The sequence below is a fragment of the Lutibacter sp. B1 genome, assembly GCF_012524075.1.
In the GTDB taxonomy this organism is placed as follows: domain Bacteria; phylum Bacteroidota; class Bacteroidia; order Flavobacteriales; family Flavobacteriaceae; genus Lutibacter.
In genome coordinates, this window is record NZ_JAAZUI010000002.1 from 180,529 (window position 1) to 196,760 (window position 16,232).

Genomic DNA, 16,232 nt, shown 5'->3' on the forward strand with positions numbered 1-16,232 from the left:
TGAGCGTACCAATTTTCTTTATGAAAGCCTTACAATACTTAAATAAATACTTTTTAAAATATAAATACCGTCTATTATTAGGAATAGTTATTGCAATTTGTTCTAACTTTTTATCATTACAAGTACCTCAGCTTATTAGAAAATCAGTAAATATTGCTGAAGATTATAAAAACGGTACAGTAACTGATTTAACAGTTGTTAAAGCCGAACTTCTAAATAACATACTATTAATTATTGGAGCGGCTCTACTGGCAGGTTTTTTTACTTTTTTAATGAGACAAATGATTATTGTTACATCTCGTTTAATTGAATTTGATTTAAAAAATGAGATTTACCAACAATACCAGCGTTTATCATTAAATTTTTATAAAAAAAACAGAACCGGTGATTTAATGAATCGTATAAGTGAAGACGTAAGTAAAGTACGTATGTATTTTGGACCTGCAATAATGTATACAATGAACATGCTGGTTTTATTTGTTATTGCTATTATTAGAATGTACAGTATTGATACTACATTAACCAATTATACATTATTACCACTACCAATACTATCAATATCTATTTATGTGTTAAGTAGAGTCATTAATAAACGAAGCACCATTGTTCAACAATACTTATCTATACTAACCGCTAATGCACAAGAAACTTTTTCAGGAATCAGTATTTTAAAATCGTACGGTATTGAATCAAAAACAATGGTTGAATTTGAAAATTTAAGCAATACCGCTAAAGAAAAGAATATTAATTTATACATGGCTCAAGCATTATTTTCTCCATTAATGATTTTATTAATTGGTTTAAGTAATATTCTAGTTATTTACATTGGAGGTTTACGATTTATTCAAGGTGAAATTTCTTTAGGTGTTATTGCAGAATTTATTTTATACGTTAATATGCTAACCTGGCCTGTGGCAGTTGTTGGATGGGTAACTTCAATAATTCAACAAGCAGAAGCTTCACAAAAACGTATCAACGAATTTTTAGAGCAAAAACCGGAGATTGTAAATAATAACACTAATTCTTCTCAAATTGAAGGTACTATAGAATTTAAAAAGGTTTCTTTTACTTATGACGATACCAATATTACGGCTCTTAAAAACATTAATTTTAAATTAGAAAAAGGAAAAACATTAGCTATTCTGGGTAATACAGGTTCCGGTAAATCTACAATACTAAGTTTAATTGCCAGATTATACGATGTGGATTCAGGAAAAATTTTAATCGACGGAAATGAGATTGAAACAATTAATTTAAATGATTTACGCCAAAGCATAGGTTTTGTACCACAAGAAGCATTTTTATTTTCAGACACTATAAAAAACAATATTAAATTTGGCGACGAAAATGCCTCAGACGAAAAAATTGAACAAGCGGCTAAAGATGCATATATACACCATAATATTATAGAATTTAATAAAGGTTACGATACTTATGTAGGTGAAAGAGGTGTAACACTTTCCGGTGGACAAAAACAACGTGTGTCTATAGCAAGGTCCATTATTAAATCGCCTAAAATATTAATTTTTGACGATTGCCTTTCTGCAGTTGATACCGAAACAGAAGAAATTATTTTAAATAATTTATATAAAGTAAGTAAAAATAAAACCACAATAATTGTTAGCCATAGAGTTTCTTCTGTTAAAAATGCCGATACTATAATAGTTTTAGATAACGGTAGCATTATTCAACAAGGTTCGCACAATGAGCTTATTAATAAAAAAGGGTATTATAAAGAGCTTTATGAACAACAACTTTTGGAAAAAGAAATTTAAAAATTGTGAAATAACTCAAATATTTTTATAGATTTGTGTCTGTATCTAATAAAAAGATTAAATAAAATAGAAAGTTAATTATGAGTGACCAAGAACATTTAGAACAAGAAGAGATTTTCTCTCAAGTTCTTAGAGCAGGAAGAAGAACTTACTTTTTTGATGTAAGAGCTACAAAAGCTGAAGATTATTACTTAACTGTAACGGAAAGTAAAAAATTCACACATGACGATGGATCTTTCCATTACAAAAAGCACAAAATTTATTTATACAAAGAAGATTTTGCAGAATTTAATGAGATGCTTAAAGCAGCAACTGATTATATTTTAAATGAAAAAGGTGAAGAAGTAATTTCAGAACGTCATCAAAAAGATTTTAAAAAACCATCAGAATTAAACGGTGAACCTAAAGGAACTGAAAGTTTTACTGACTTAAATTTTGAAGATATTTAAAAGTAATATTATTCTAAAATAAAAAAACACCTCAAAAAATTTGAGGTGTTTTTTTATGCATTAAGTTTGTTTTAGCTACGCTAAAACTTCTTGTACTTTATCAGCCGCTTCCTGAAATTCTGTAGCAGATATTACATCTAAACCACTGGCGTCAATTAATTCTTTTGCTTCAATTGCATTTGTACCTTGTAAACGAACAATTATTGGCACTTTAATAGCATCACCCATATTTTTATACGCATCAATAACACCTTGGGCTACTCTGTCACAACGTACAATACCTCCAAATATATTTACTAAAATAGCTTTTACATTTGTATCTTTTAAAATAATTCTAAATGCAGTTTCTACACGTTTAGCATCAGCAGTACCACCAACATCTAAAAAGTTTGCAGGCTCACCACCCGATTGCTTAATTAAATCCATAGTACTCATGGCTAAGCCGGCTCCATTTACCATACAACCAACATTACCGTCTAAATCAACATAATTTAAACCGGCAGCATTCGCTTCAACTTCTATTTCGTTTTCTTCACGTAAATCTCTTAACTCAGCTAAATCTTTATGACGGTATAAAGCATTATCATCCAACACAACTTTTGAATCTACAGCTAAAATTTTATCATCAGAAGTTTTTAAAACAGGATTAATTTCAAATAACGAAGCATCCGATTTTGCAAATGCTGTATACAATGATGTAACAAACTTTATCATTTCTTTTAAAGCAACACCCGATAAACCTAAGTTAAACGCTACTTTACGTGCTTGAAATGGTTGTATTCCCAATAACGGGTCAATTTCTTCAGTAAAAATTAAATGAGGAGTTTTTTCAGCTACAGTTTCAATATCCATTCCTCCTTCAGTAGAGTACATAATCATATTTTTTCCTGTGGCTCTATTTAATAAAACCGACATGTAATATTCTTCCGGCTCACTATTTCCCGGATAATATACGTCTTCAGCTATTAATACTTTATGAACTTTTTTACCTTGCGGAGGAGTTTGAGGTGTTTTCAACATCATACCAATAATATCATTAGATATTGTTTCAACATCATCTAAACTTTTTGCAAGTTTAACACCACCACCTTTTCCTCGTCCACCAGCATGAATTTGCGCTTTTACTACCCACCAACCTGTACCGGTTTCAGCAGCTAATTGTTTTGCAGCTTCTACTGCTTTTTTCGGATTATCGGCAACAATTCCACGTTGAATTCTAACGCCAAAACTATTTAACAATTCTTTTCCTTGATATTCGTGTAAGTTCATTTTTTTAAGATCTTCAATTTTAATATATACTAAAAATCAAATCTAATAATTTATAATCAATTAATAAAAATATTGTAACAAATTTAATTTTAATAAGTCTTTATAATTAATAACAATTTATGATTTATTTAAGACGATATTTATCTTAAAAAGTTATTTTAGCTTAATTCAAACAATATATTAGAACTTTCTTTTATGAACAAAGTAATAATAATACTTGCTCTACTGTGCACATTTATATCTAACGCACAGGAAACCAAAAAAACTGTACTCACAAAAAGAACCACAACACCTCCAAAAATTAACGGTAAATTAGATGATATTGCTTGGAAAGATGCTGATATAGCGAAAGACTTTGTACAATTTAGACCCGAAAACGGTACTAAAGAGCCTGAAACCCACAAAACAGAAGTTAAAATTGTTTATGATGATGAGGCCATCTATTTTGGAGCATACCTTTACGACAATAATCCCTCCGGTATTCCTGTTGAATTTACAACACGAGATAATGTTGGGCAAAATGATTTCTTTTTAGTAATTCTAAACCCCAATAATGATGGGCAAAATGCTACAGAATTTGCAGTTACAAGCAGCGGAGTACAATTTGACGCTAAAGTTACTAAAGGTAATGAAGATGGTGATTGGAGTGCTGTTTGGGTTAGTGATATCAGCATGCAAAAAGATGGTTGGATTGTAGAGATGAAAATACCTTATTCCGCACTTCGATTTTCAAATAAAAAAATCCAAACTTGGGGCATAAATTTTCATAGAAAAATGTTACGTAGAAACGAACAATATACTTGGAATTTTATTGACAGAACAAAAGGAATTTGGACACAATACGATGGAATTCTAGAAGGCATACAAAATATAAATCCTCCTACTCGGCTAAGTTTTTACCCTTATGCGTCAGCAACTGTAGATTCTTACGATGGTGAATCCAATTCCGATTATAGTATTGGGTTAGACGTAAAATACGGCATTTCTGAAAGTTTTACTCTAGATGCTACTTTAATACCCGATTTTGGTCAAACAGCCTTTGACAATGTTACGCTTAACCTTGGCCCTTTTGAACAACAATATTCTGAACAACGACAATTTTTTACTGAAGGAACAGAACTATTTAGCAAAGGAGGTCTGTTTTATTCAAGAAGAATTGGTAACACACCTGTTGAAAAACATAAAATCTATAAAGATTTGGAAGATAATGAAACTGTTGTTAAAAATCCTGATGATGTTAAAATGATAAACGCCATTAAAGTTTCCGGAAGAACTAAAAAGGGTTTAGGAATTGGAGTTTTTAATGCTGTTACCGAAAAAACAGAAGCAACTATCAAAAAAACCATAACAAATCCTGATAATACAACGTCGGAAGAATACTATAAAAAAGTAACTGAGCCTTTGGCAAATTACAGTGTTTTGGTTTTAGATCAACAATTTAACAAACACTCGTCTGTTACTTTAATTAATACCAATGTTTTACGTGAAGGTCGTTTTAGAGATGCCAACGTAACCGGACTGTTATACAACCTAAAAGACAGAAAGACCAACAGTTATTTTATTGACGGATCTGTTAAAACAAGTACCATTAATGAAAATGGCGAAAAAACAAACGGTTATTTTTTTGATACCAGTATTGGAAAATCTGCAGGAAAATATCAATATGAGTTAGGGTACAATTTTAAAGACGATAAATATGAAATAAATGATTTAGGATACCAAAGCAATAATAACACACAAACCATATACAGTAATTTTTCCTATAGAATTTTTGAACCTACCAAAAAGTATGAAAACTATGGATTTTACACTTGGTACAACGCAAATTACTTACACAAACCGGGAAAATACACTGGAAATGAATGTGGATTTGAAGTTTGGGCTAACACTTTAAAAAGATTTAGTTTTGGTGGAAATATTAATGGAAATATAGGAAACCAATACGATTATTACGAACCAAGAGTTCCCGGACGTTTTTTTGTAAAAAAATCAAAAATGAATTTAAATTCATGGATTTCAAGTGATTATCGTAAAAAATTTGCCGTAGATGCCAGTTTATACTATGGTATTTATTTTGATGATGATGAAAAAGGATTTGGATTTGGTTTTTCTCCAAGATACAGGTTTAGCAAACAGTTTTCTTTAGCATATGATTTTTATTATGATAAAAACACGAACGATAAAGGTTTTGTTACTATTGAAAATGATGATATTATTTTCGGTAAAAGAGATTCTAAAGATATTGAAAATAGTATCTCCGGTAAATACAGTTTTGGTATAAAATCATCTATTTCGTTATCATTCAGGCATTATTGGTCGCCTGTAGAATATCATTCGCAATACTATGTACTTAACTCAAAGGGTTATTTAGATGAGCATCCTTACTCAGAAAAAAATGACATTAACTACAATAGTTGGAATTTAGACCTGAATTATATTTGGGAATTCGCCCCCGGAAGCCAGTTAATAGCATTTTACAGAAACTCTATTTTCAGTCAAAATGAAAAAGCATATCTTAATTTTACAGATAATTTAGATAATCTATTTAAAGATCCATCAAAACACACATTCTCTTTAAAGTTAATCTATTATATAGATTACAACAATATTAAAAATATAATCTAATTGAGGTTAACTAAGCTATTTTTTTAATACTTTCGCATTAACCAACTTGCATTACATGATTATTGCTAAAAATATACATAAATTTTACGGAGATTTAGAGGTTTTAAAAGGTGTTGGATTAACTATAAAAAAAGGTGAAATTGTTGCTATTGTTGGCCCTTCAGGAGCAGGAAAAACAACTCTTTTACAAATACTAGGCACTTTAGATAAACCAACAAATAATAAAAACTCGGAACTTACAATAAACAATCAAAATTTACTTAATTTAAAAGACAAACCTTTATCAAAGTTTCGAAATCAGCATATAGGTTTTATTTTCCAGTTTCATCAACTTTTACCTGAATTTACAGCATTGGAAAACGTTTGTATTCCGGCATTTATAGCAAATAAAACAAAAAAAGAAGCCGAAGCACAAGCTACTGATTTACTTCATTTTTTAGGATTATCAGACAGAATACATCACAAACCCAATGAACTTTCAGGAGGTGAACAACAACGTGTTGCTGTAGCCAGAGCTTTAGTAAATAATCCCGATGTTGTATTTGCCGATGAACCAAGTGGTAATTTAGACTCAGCATCAGCAAAAAACTTACACGAATTATTTTTCACTTTAAGAGATAAGTTAAATCAAACTTTTGTAATTGTAACTCACAATCAGGAATTAGCAAACATGGCCGATAGAAAATTAGAAATGAAAGACGGAAAAATCATCAATTAAATTTTAGTAAAATGATTGGAATTATAAGTGCTATGCAAGAAGAAATTCAGGCGTTACTGCATCAACTTAAAAATGTTACAACTACCACAAAAGGAATGAGAACCTATTATACAGGAACTTTGTTTAACAAAAAAGTGGTTATTGTATTTTCTCGCTGGGGAAAAGTTGCTTCGGCAGCTACAACCACTCAATTAATTAATGATTTTAATGTTTCAGAGATTATTTTTACAGGTGTTGCGGGTGCTATTAAAGAAGAATTGAATATAGGTGATGTTGTTATTGGAAAACACCTATACCAACATGATTTGGATGCCACACCTTTTTATACACAATTTGAAGTTCCAATTTTAAAGAAAAAATATATTGAAACTAAAAATGCAACTAATTTAATACATGCTGCAAACTCCTTTTTATTGAGTTACGGAAGTTTTATTAACCTTGCAATTGCTGAAGAATTTGATATTTATAACCCAAAAGTAATTCATGCAGATATTGCCAGCGGAGATCAGTTTATTTCGAGTTTAGATAAAATACAGCATCTCAACACCGTTTTACCAACAGCTGCTTGTGTTGAAATGGAAGGTGCTGCTGTTGCACAAGTTTGTTTTGAATACACCATTCCTTTTTCTATTATTCGTATTATTTCAGATAAAGCAAATGATAATTCGCATATCGATTTTTCAAAATTTGCCAATACAATTGCCAGCAATTATGCCTTAGGTATCTTGCAAAACTATTTTGCTTAAATTTAGTTGAATTTTATATCTTTGATAAACTTTGTTTATGAACAATGCAATTTAAGTATCCTGAAATTTTATATGCACTTCTTTTATTAATTATTCCAATAATTGTTCATTTATTTCAGTTACAACGTTTTGTTAAAGTACCTTTTACCAATGTTAAGTTTTTACAAAAAATCGAAAAACAAACGCGTAAAAGTTCACGCTTAAAAAAATGGCTTATTTTACTTACAAGAATGTTGGCTTTTACATGTTTAATTTTAGCTTTTGCACAACCCTATTTTTCAAAATATTCATTAAACCAAAAGTTTAAAACTTCTATTTATTTAGATAACTCTTTTAGTATGCAAGCTAAAGGTGAAAACGGTGAGTTATTAAAAAATGCAGGACAAAAAATTATTAAAAATTTAAACGAAGAAAATCAAGATATTTTAGTTTTTACAAATACTAAAAATTATAATAATTTAGATCCTAAAAATTTAAAAAACGAGCTTATAAATATAAAATATTCACCTGAATTATTGGATATAAACAGTATTTTATTAAAATTAAAAGACAATAAACCGGATGAAATAAATAGTTTAAATGAAAATATACTAATATCTGATTTTCAAAATATTAATAATAAAAATAAAACTGTTTTCACAAATGTAAACTCGCCAATAAGACTTATAAAAATCATTCCTAAAAATACAAATAACATTTTTATAGACAGTGTTTATTTAGGAAATGAAAAATTGACAGAAACCACCTTAAATGTAGTTGTAAAAAGTATAAAAAATACTACCGAAAATATAGCAATTTCTTTATATAACAACACCATTTTAATAGGTAAATCTACCTCTAAATTTAACAACTCAAAACTTTCAATTGTACAATTTACTATTCCAAATACCACTAATTTTAACGGTAAAATTTCTTTAACTGATGATGTTTTAGAATTTGATAACGACTTTTATTTTTCTATTTCAAAACCCGAAAAAATAAATGTTCTAAGTATTGGTAATTCTTCTGAATTTTTACCTAGAATTTACACCCAAAATGAATTTAATTTCACCTCTACTCCACTTCAAAAACTTAATTATAATACAATTCAAAATCAGCATTTGATAATTCTTAATGAAATTGAAAATATTCCTTCTGAATTAACTAAAAGTTTAAATGAGTTTTCAAAAAATGGTGGTAACCTTTTAGTAATTCCTTCTGAAAATTTAATGATAAATAGTTATAATAACTTATTAAATTCTTTAAATGTTGGAATTATTACTTCAAAAATTGAACAAGAACATTTAATTACATCCATCAACTATAATCATCCTATAATCAATAATGTTTTTGAAAAAAAAGTATTTAATTTTCAATATCCTAAAACAACGCTTTATTACCAAACCAATTTTCAAAATAGCTCTTCAATTATAAATTTAGACAATACACAACCTTTCATTTCAACTTCAAAAGTAGAAAACGGTTTTTTTTATTGGATTTCATCACCCTTAAATAAAGAAATTTCAACTTTTACGCAGTCTCCTTTAATAGTGCCTGTTTTTTACAATGTTGCCAAGCAAAGTTTAAATATAGAAGACTTATACTATACTATTAAACCTCAAAATGAAATAAATTTGAATACAGCAATGGAAAAAGATGAGGTTTTAAAAATGAAAAACGAAAAAATAGAGTTTATCCCTCTTCAAAATATATCACAAAATAAAGTAACACTTAAACTTGAAAATAACGATTTAGAAAGCGGGTTTTATAATATTATGAAAAATGAACAAATTATAAAAACAATCGCATTTAATTACAATAGATCCGAAAGTGATTTAACTTATCTGGCTTTAGATTCGATTGCTGCAAACAATAAAAACATTACTGTTTCATCTGATATTGATGAAATTTTTGAAAAAATTAACAATCAACAAAAAATCAATTGGCTTTTTAAATGGTTTTTAGCATTTTCTGTCCTATTTTTGTTAATTGAAATGCTTATTTTAAAATATTTCAAAATATGAACCTACTCATAAAATCTGCTACAATTATAGACAGTTCCAGTCCGTACCACAAACAACAAAAAGACATTTTAATAAAAAACGGTATTATTACCCAAATTTCAAATTCTATAAAAAATACTGATAATTTTAAAGAAATTAACTTAGAAAACCTTTACGTTTCTCAAGGTTGGTTCGATTCTAGTGTTTGTTTTGGAGAACCGGGTTTTGAAGAACGTGAAACTATTGAAAACGGACTTAAAACGGCTGCAAAAAGCGGATTTACAGCAGTTGCAGTAAATCCAAACACAAATCCTGTTGCCGACAATAATTCAACTATTGAATTTATTAAAAATAAAGGGAACGGATTTGCTACCACCTTATATCCTATTGGAAGTTTAACAAAACATGCTGATGGTAAAGATATTACCGAACTTTACGACATGCAAAACTCCGGAGCAATTGCTTTTGGAGATTACAATAAGCCTATTTGTGATGCAAATCTTTTAAAAATAGGGCTGCTTTATGCTCAAAATTTTGATGGATTAATTATTAGTTTTCCTCAAAACAAATCAATTGCAGGTGAAGGTTTAGTAAATGAAGAAGTAAATAGTACAAAAATTGGTTTAAAAGGAATTCCTGCCATGGCTGAAGAAATTCACATAGCACGTGATTTATTTATTTTGGAATATACCGGAGGAAGATTACATATACCTACAATTTCAACAGAAAAATCAGTACAGCTTATCAAAGAAGCTAAAAAGAAAGGCTTAAAAGTTACATGTAGTGTAGCTGCTCACAATCTTGTATTAACTGATGACGAAATAAAAGATTTTAATGCAAATACTAAAGTTTTACCTCCTTTAAGAACTCTAAAAGACACAAAAGCACTTATAAAAGGTTTAAATGAAGGAATTATTGATGCCATTACAAGCGACCATAATCCGTTAGATATTGAACATAAAAAAGTTGAATACAAAAACGCTAAATTTGGCACAATTGGACTAGAAAGTTTGTTTGGTGCATTAAATAAAAATATTGATTTAGAAATATTAATTGAAGGACTAACTACAAAACCAAAAACTGTATTTAATATTGAGTACTATTCAATAAAAGAAGGTGAAAAAGCAAATTTAACATTGTTTAATCCTAATTTTGAATCTATTTTTACTGAAAAAGATATTTTATCTACTTCAAAAAATGCCATTTTCTTAAATAAAAAGATGAAAGGAAAGGTTTATGGAATAATTTCAAATAAAAAAATTATATTAAATTAATATATTTATACTAACTAAAACTAAAAAACCATTTTATGGAAAATCAAACAGTAAAAGAAGGTAAAACTACTGCTATTATAAGTTATATTACCTGGATAGGGACTTTAATTGCTTTTATTATGAACAACAGCAAAAGAAATTCATTTGCTTCTTTTCATATCCGCCAAATGTTAGGCATTTTGGTGTTAAGTATAGTAGCCAGCCTTATAGGAAGGTACATCAATGGGTTTTTAGGCTGGTTAACCGGTGTACTTACATTCGTTTTGTGGATTGTTGGATTTATTGGAGCATTACAAGGTGAAGAAAAAAGAGTGCCTTTTTTAGGTGACCAATTTCAAGATTGGTTTAAAGGAATAAGTTAAACAAATAAAATTTTATATTTAAAGTCGCGCTACAAAACGCGACTTTTTAATTTTTAAACATGAAAGAACTTTCTTTAAAATATTTAGTAAAAGAACCTAATTTTATAACAGAAAAAACACCACTGCTTATTTTGTTACATGGTTATGGAAGCAATGAAGAAGATTTATTTTCGTTCGAAACACAATTACCCGATAACTTTCTAATTATAAGTGCCAGAGCACCTCAATCCTTAACTTTTGGAGGATATGCTTGGTATACTATTCATTTTGAAAGTCCGCAAAAAAAGTTTTCAGATATACCAGAAGCTATTGAAGCGAGAGAAAAAATAGCTGTTTTTATTGATGAAATTCAAAAAAAATATAAAATTTCATCTGATAAAACATTTTTACTGGGATTTAGCCAAGGAGCAATTTTAAGTTATTCAATAGCATTAAATTATCCTGAAAAAGTTCAAAAAATTATAGCCTTAAGTGGTTATATAAATTCTGATTTACTACCCAATACTATTGAAAATAAAAATTACTCTAAATTAGATTTTTTTATATCACACGGAAGTGTAGATCAGGTAATTCCTGTAGAATGGGCAAGAAAAGCTCCTGAAGTTTTAAATGAATTAACCATTAAAAACAGTTACAAAGAATATCCTGTTGGGCATGGTGTTGCCCCTCAAAACTTTTTCGATTTTAAAAAATGGATGGAAGAAAGAATGTAAGTGTAACTTATGTTAAATTTCATTTATAACATTATTGATAAAATTGTACTTTAAAAAATAAATAAAAATGGAGATTTTAGGTATTGATGTTGGAGGAACCGGTATAAAAGGTGCCTTAGTAAATATTAAAACAGGTGAACTTACAACTGAAAGACATAGAATTAGAACACCCAAAAATGCAACACCAAAAGCAGTTGCAAAAAAAATTCAAAAAATAATAGATCATTTTCAGTGGAACGGTTTAGTAGGATGTGGTTTCCCAACGCCTTTAATGCATGGAAAATGTATAACCGGAGGTAACTTACACGAAAAATGGGAAGGTGTAAATGTTAAAGACCTATTTAAAGAAAAAACCGGAAACGAGTTTTCTGTAGTAAATGATGCTGATGCGGCCGGACTAGCAGAGGTTAACTTTGGTATAGGGAAAAATAAAAAAGGTGTGGTTGTGATGATTACGTTAGGTACCGGAATAGGTTCTGGTATTTTTTTAGATGGAAAACTTTTGCCAAATACCGAACTTGGACATATTTTTACTGAAAAAGGAGAAGAATTCGAAAATTATGCTGCTGATTCTGTCAGAAAAAAAGAATCACTTACTCAAAAACAATGGGGAAAAAGGCTTCATGAATATTTTAGACATTTACAACTCATACTATCACCAGATCTTATAATTATTGGTGGAAGTGCCAGTAAGAGGATTGAAAAATATGAGAAACAAATTGATATTAGTATTCCTTTAGTAGCCGCAGAATCACAAAATGATGCCGGTATTATAGGTGCTGCAGTTGCTGCAAAATATCATTTATAGCCTAAAATTTTACTTCTTGTTTATTACAAACTTTAAATTTTAGACTAATTAGGATTAAAAATAATTAATCAACTATATTTGATTTAATTATTAAACGCTGATCCTTACAATGGAATTTAATTATTTTAAAAATAACATTTCAAAACTTATAGATATATCTATAGGAGGGCTAGAGGCTCAATTTAAATTAGCACCAAAACTTAGAGTAAAACCAACTGAAGAATTACTAAAAAAAAATAACGCAAAAAAAGCAGCAGTTTTATCACTTTTTTATCCCGATAAAAATAATGAAACTTGCTTTTTATTAACCCTAAGAGCTCATTACGATGGTACTCATGCTTCTCAAATCAGTTTTCCCGGCGGAAAATTTGACCCAAACGATGTTAACTTAGAGAATACTGCATTACGAGAAACCTATGAAGAAGTTGGAATTGATAGCAAAACTATTTCTATCTTCAAACAAATGACAGATGTATACATACCTCCCAGTAATTTTATAGTCACGCCTTTTTTAGGTTTAGTTGATTATAATCCTACTTTTATTAAAAATCATGAAGTTGAAGAATTAATTAACGTTACGTTAAGTGATTTATTAAAAAAAACTTCAATTACTAAAACAATTTTAAACACATCGTATGCAAAAAACATAAGTGTACCCTGTTTTAAATTTAACAACCATATTGTTTGGGGAGCTACAGCCATGATGCTTAGTGAAATTAGAGATTTATTAAAACACTTTTAATATATATTTTTATTAAATTTGTACTTCATTCAAAATACTAAACCAATTAAATGCCCATTTTTAAGAAAAATCCATTCGGACATATTTTATTTTTAAAAAAATGGCTGATACGTATATTTGGTGTGGTGTCACACGGACGATATCACCGTTTTAATAAACTTCAAATTGAAGGATCTGAAATAATAAGAGATTTACCGGAAACTAACGTTTTATTTGTATCAAATCATCAAACATATTTTGCTGATGTTGCTGCTATGCTTCATGTTTTCAACGCTTCCTTAAAAGGAAGGATTGACTCACTTAAAAACATAGGATACATTTGGAACCCCAAATTAAATATTTATTTTGTTGCAGCTTCAGAAACCATGAAATCGGGTCTATTACCAAAAATATTTGCTTATGCAGGCTCTGTTTCTATAGAAAGGACTTGGCGTAGTGCAGGAAAAGAGGTTAATCGACAAGTTAAAATGTCAGATATAAGTAATATTGGTAAGGCTTTAAATGACGGATGGGTTATCACCTTTCCACAAGGTACTACTAAGCCTTTTAAACCCATTAGAAGAGGTACTGCTCACATAATTAAAACATACAAACCAATTGTTATACCAATTGTTATTGATGGTTTTAGAAGATCTTTCGATAAAAAAGGGCTTGCCATAAAAAAAAGAAATGTTTTACAATCAATGGTTATAAAACAACCTATGGAAATTGATTACGAAAATGATACCATTGATGAAATAGTTGAAAAAATTGAAATGGGAATTGAGCAACATCCTTCATTTTTAAAAGTAATCCCTGCAGAAGAATATCAACGACAAGAAGAAGAACTAAACAAAAAAAGAGAATTTTGGAATTTGTATTAAATAAAAAAAGCTGTGTTTAAAACACAGCTTTTTTATTTGTATAAAAATCTAAATTAACTAACTAGTTCAACCATGCATTTAACATCCAAATTGTTTTTTCTTGTTCAGAAATAAAATCACTCATCATTGCATTAGTTCCTTCATCATTTGCTTCATCAGATTCATCTAATAAAACTCTTTCTATCTTCAATAATTCAGATAAAGAATTTACTACTAATTTCATCGATTCAACATCATTTCTTATATTTTTCCCAACAGGCACTTTTGAATGCTCTATATAATCAGTAAAAGTATGTAAAGGCGTACCTCCTAAAGTTAAAATACGTTCTGCTATTAAATCTATTTTTTCTTGAGAATCTGTATAAAATTCTTCAAACTTTGCATGTAATTCAAAAAACTTTTTCCCTTTAATATTCCAATGTAAACCCCTTAAATTTTGGTAATACACCTGAAAATTTGCTAATAAACTATTTAAACCTACTACTAAATCTTCAGTTTTGTTTTTGTCTAATCCAATAATTGTTGTACTCATTTTTATATAAATTTTGTATTATTTCTTATTTATTTCTATACAAATTTCAACAAAAAAAAACATAAAATACCATAATTATTATTGATAGTTTTAATATCTTTATCGGAAATATTTATAGTTATGACAATTACCCAACTAAAGTACGTTTTAGCAGTAGCAGAATATAAAAATTTTACAATTGCCTCTGAAAATTGTTTTGTTACACAACCAACTTTAAGCATGCAAATTCAAAAACTTGAAGAAGAATTAAATGTTCAAATTTTTAATAGAAATAAAAAACCTATTCAGCTAACTGAAGTAGGAAACAAAATTGTTGAACAAGCTAAAATTATTGTTGATGAAAGCAACAGAATAAACGATATTGTAGATCAACAAAAAGGCTTTGTTGGTGGTGATTTTAAATTAGGAATTATACCTACAATAATGCCAACTCTACTCCCACTTTTTTTAAAATCTTTTATAAAAAAATATCCAAAAATAAATTTACAAATTGAAGAACTTACAACTGAAGATCTTGTAAAAAAACTATCTGAAGGTCATTTAGATGTTGCTATTGCTGCAACACCTTTAGAAAATGAAATTATTAAAGAGCGAGTGTTGTATTACGAACCTTTTGTTGGATTTGTACCTACAGAACATAGACTTTTTAAAAATGAGACTATTGATGTGACAGATTTAGATATTGATGATATTTTATTATTGGAAGAAGGCCATTGTTTTACTGAAAATGTTATTAATTTATGCAGTGCTTTTGGCAATAAAAATCAGCAATTTCAAATTCACAGTGGAAGTTTTGAGACTTTAATTAAATTATCAAAAGAAGGTCTTGGCATGACCTTATTACCTTATTTACAAACTTTAGATATAAATGATACAGATAAAATTTATTTAAGAGAATTTAAAGATCCCGTACCTGCCAGAGAAGTTAGTATTATCTACCATAAATCTCAATTAAAAATACATTTAATAGATGCGTTAAAAAATGTAATAGATAGTGTTATTAGAGGTGTAATTGCATTTAATGATGTAAAAATAATAAGCCCTTTACAACAAAAAAAAGGAGTTTAAAAACTCCTTTTATCATTTTTTATTTCAATTAAGCAAACGTGTAACTCAGGTTTATTTAATGTAAATTGTTTTAACCAAACGTATAATTCTTTAATTTCATAAGGTAGCAGCCTATCAACTGCTTTTTCTAACTCCTTTTTAAACAAATCTTTGTTAAAGCTAACTTTTTCAAGTACCGTTTTAGTGTACTCAAACATTGCTCTTGCCATATGTTATAGGGTTTTAATTGGTATATAAATATGAACGTATATTTTTATTTTTTTATTATACTAATATACAAAAAAAGTTCTTAAAAAAAGTGTTAAA

The 16,232-nt window shown here is 28.7% G+C and carries 16 protein-coding genes; 13 read left to right on the forward strand and 3 right to left on the reverse strand.

Features of this window, described 5'->3' with window-relative positions; translation table 11 throughout:
* The first annotated feature begins 20 nt into the window (after positions 1 to 20).
* Positions 21 to 1,775, forward strand: a complete 1,755-nt coding sequence (locus HGB55_RS02260) for an ABC transporter ATP-binding protein (protein WP_168814308.1) — start codon at positions 21 to 23, stop codon at positions 1,773 to 1,775.
* An 80-nt stretch (positions 1,776 to 1,855) separates the two neighbouring features.
* Positions 1,856 to 2,224, forward strand: a complete 369-nt coding sequence (locus tag HGB55_RS02265; protein WP_168814246.1) for a PUR family DNA/RNA-binding protein — start codon at positions 1,856 to 1,858, stop codon at positions 2,222 to 2,224.
* Between the two features lie 75 nt (positions 2,225 to 2,299).
* Here HGB55_RS02265 and sucC read toward each other — a convergent pair whose 3' ends face one another.
* Positions 2,300 to 3,493 (reverse strand): ADP-forming succinate--CoA ligase subunit beta, encoded by a 1,194-nt coding sequence (sucC, locus tag HGB55_RS02270; RefSeq protein WP_168814248.1) that lies wholly within the window; start codon positions 3,491 to 3,493, stop codon positions 2,300 to 2,302.
* Between the two features lie 195 nt (positions 3,494 to 3,688).
* On the opposite strand from sucC, the gene HGB55_RS02275 reads away from it, so the two are divergent.
* The 10 genes from HGB55_RS02275 to HGB55_RS02320 all read left to right on the forward strand — a co-directional run bounded on the left by HGB55_RS02275 (position 3,689) and on the right by HGB55_RS02320 (position 14,326).
* Complete coding sequence (locus tag HGB55_RS02275) at positions 3,689 to 6,118, forward strand: DUF5916 domain-containing protein (protein ID WP_168814250.1); 2,430 nt, start codon at positions 3,689 to 3,691, stop codon at positions 6,116 to 6,118.
* A 55-nt stretch (positions 6,119 to 6,173) separates the two neighbouring features.
* A complete protein-coding gene (locus HGB55_RS02280) occupies positions 6,174 to 6,836 on the forward strand; it encodes an ABC transporter ATP-binding protein (RefSeq protein ID WP_168814252.1) in 663 nt (220 codons plus the stop codon).
* 11 nt (positions 6,837 to 6,847) lie between these two features.
* Entirely contained in the window at positions 6,848 to 7,582 is a 735-nt protein-coding gene (locus HGB55_RS02285) for a 5'-methylthioadenosine/adenosylhomocysteine nucleosidase (protein WP_168814254.1), read from the forward strand.
* A 44-nt stretch (positions 7,583 to 7,626) separates the two neighbouring features.
* Entirely contained in the window at positions 7,627 to 9,585 is a 1,959-nt protein-coding gene (locus HGB55_RS02290) for a BatA domain-containing protein (RefSeq protein ID WP_168814256.1), read from the forward strand.
* Positions 9,582 to 10,838, forward strand: coding sequence for a dihydroorotase family protein (locus tag HGB55_RS02295; RefSeq protein ID WP_168814258.1), 1,257 nt, complete (start codon positions 9,582 to 9,584; stop codon positions 10,836 to 10,838). The genes HGB55_RS02290 and HGB55_RS02295 overlap by 4 nt, the downstream gene beginning before the upstream one ends.
* 35 nt (positions 10,839 to 10,873) lie before the next feature.
* Entirely contained in the window at positions 10,874 to 11,200 is a 327-nt protein-coding gene (locus HGB55_RS02300) for a DUF4870 domain-containing protein (protein ID WP_168814260.1), read from the forward strand.
* Between the two features lie 59 nt (positions 11,201 to 11,259).
* On the forward strand, positions 11,260 to 11,913 hold the full coding sequence (locus tag HGB55_RS02305) for an alpha/beta hydrolase (protein ID WP_168814262.1): 654 nt from the start codon (positions 11,260 to 11,262) through the stop codon (positions 11,911 to 11,913).
* Between the two features lie 67 nt (positions 11,914 to 11,980).
* Complete coding sequence (gene ppgK / locus HGB55_RS02310; protein ID WP_168814264.1) at positions 11,981 to 12,721, forward strand: polyphosphate--glucose phosphotransferase; 741 nt, start codon at positions 11,981 to 11,983, stop codon at positions 12,719 to 12,721.
* A gap of 109 nt (positions 12,722 to 12,830) precedes the next feature.
* The gene (locus HGB55_RS02315) at positions 12,831 to 13,463 is read left to right on the forward strand and encodes a CoA pyrophosphatase (RefSeq protein ID WP_168814266.1); all 633 of its coding nucleotides are present in this window, start codon (positions 12,831 to 12,833) and stop codon (positions 13,461 to 13,463) included.
* 50 nt (positions 13,464 to 13,513) lie between these two features.
* On the forward strand, positions 13,514 to 14,326 hold the full coding sequence (locus HGB55_RS02320; protein WP_168814268.1) for a 1-acyl-sn-glycerol-3-phosphate acyltransferase: 813 nt from the start codon (positions 13,514 to 13,516) through the stop codon (positions 14,324 to 14,326).
* 61 nt (positions 14,327 to 14,387) lie between these two features.
* Here the strand turns inward: HGB55_RS02320 and HGB55_RS02325 are convergent, their stop codons facing one another.
* Positions 14,388 to 14,858 (reverse strand): Dps family protein, encoded by a 471-nt coding sequence (locus tag HGB55_RS02325; RefSeq protein WP_168814270.1) that lies wholly within the window; start codon positions 14,856 to 14,858, stop codon positions 14,388 to 14,390.
* 120 nt (positions 14,859 to 14,978) lie between these two features.
* On the opposite strand from HGB55_RS02325, the gene HGB55_RS02330 reads away from it, so the two are divergent.
* Positions 14,979 to 15,926 carry a LysR substrate-binding domain-containing protein gene (locus tag HGB55_RS02330; RefSeq protein WP_168814310.1) on the forward strand — a complete coding sequence of 316 codons (948 nt, stop codon included), beginning with the start codon at positions 14,979 to 14,981 and terminating at the stop codon, positions 15,924 to 15,926.
* Here HGB55_RS02330 and HGB55_RS02335 read toward each other — a convergent pair.
* Entirely contained in the window at positions 15,923 to 16,135 is a 213-nt protein-coding gene (locus HGB55_RS02335; RefSeq protein WP_168814272.1) for a hypothetical protein, read from the reverse strand. The genes HGB55_RS02330 and HGB55_RS02335 overlap by 4 nt on opposite strands.
* Positions 16,136 to 16,232: the final 97 nt, after the last annotated feature.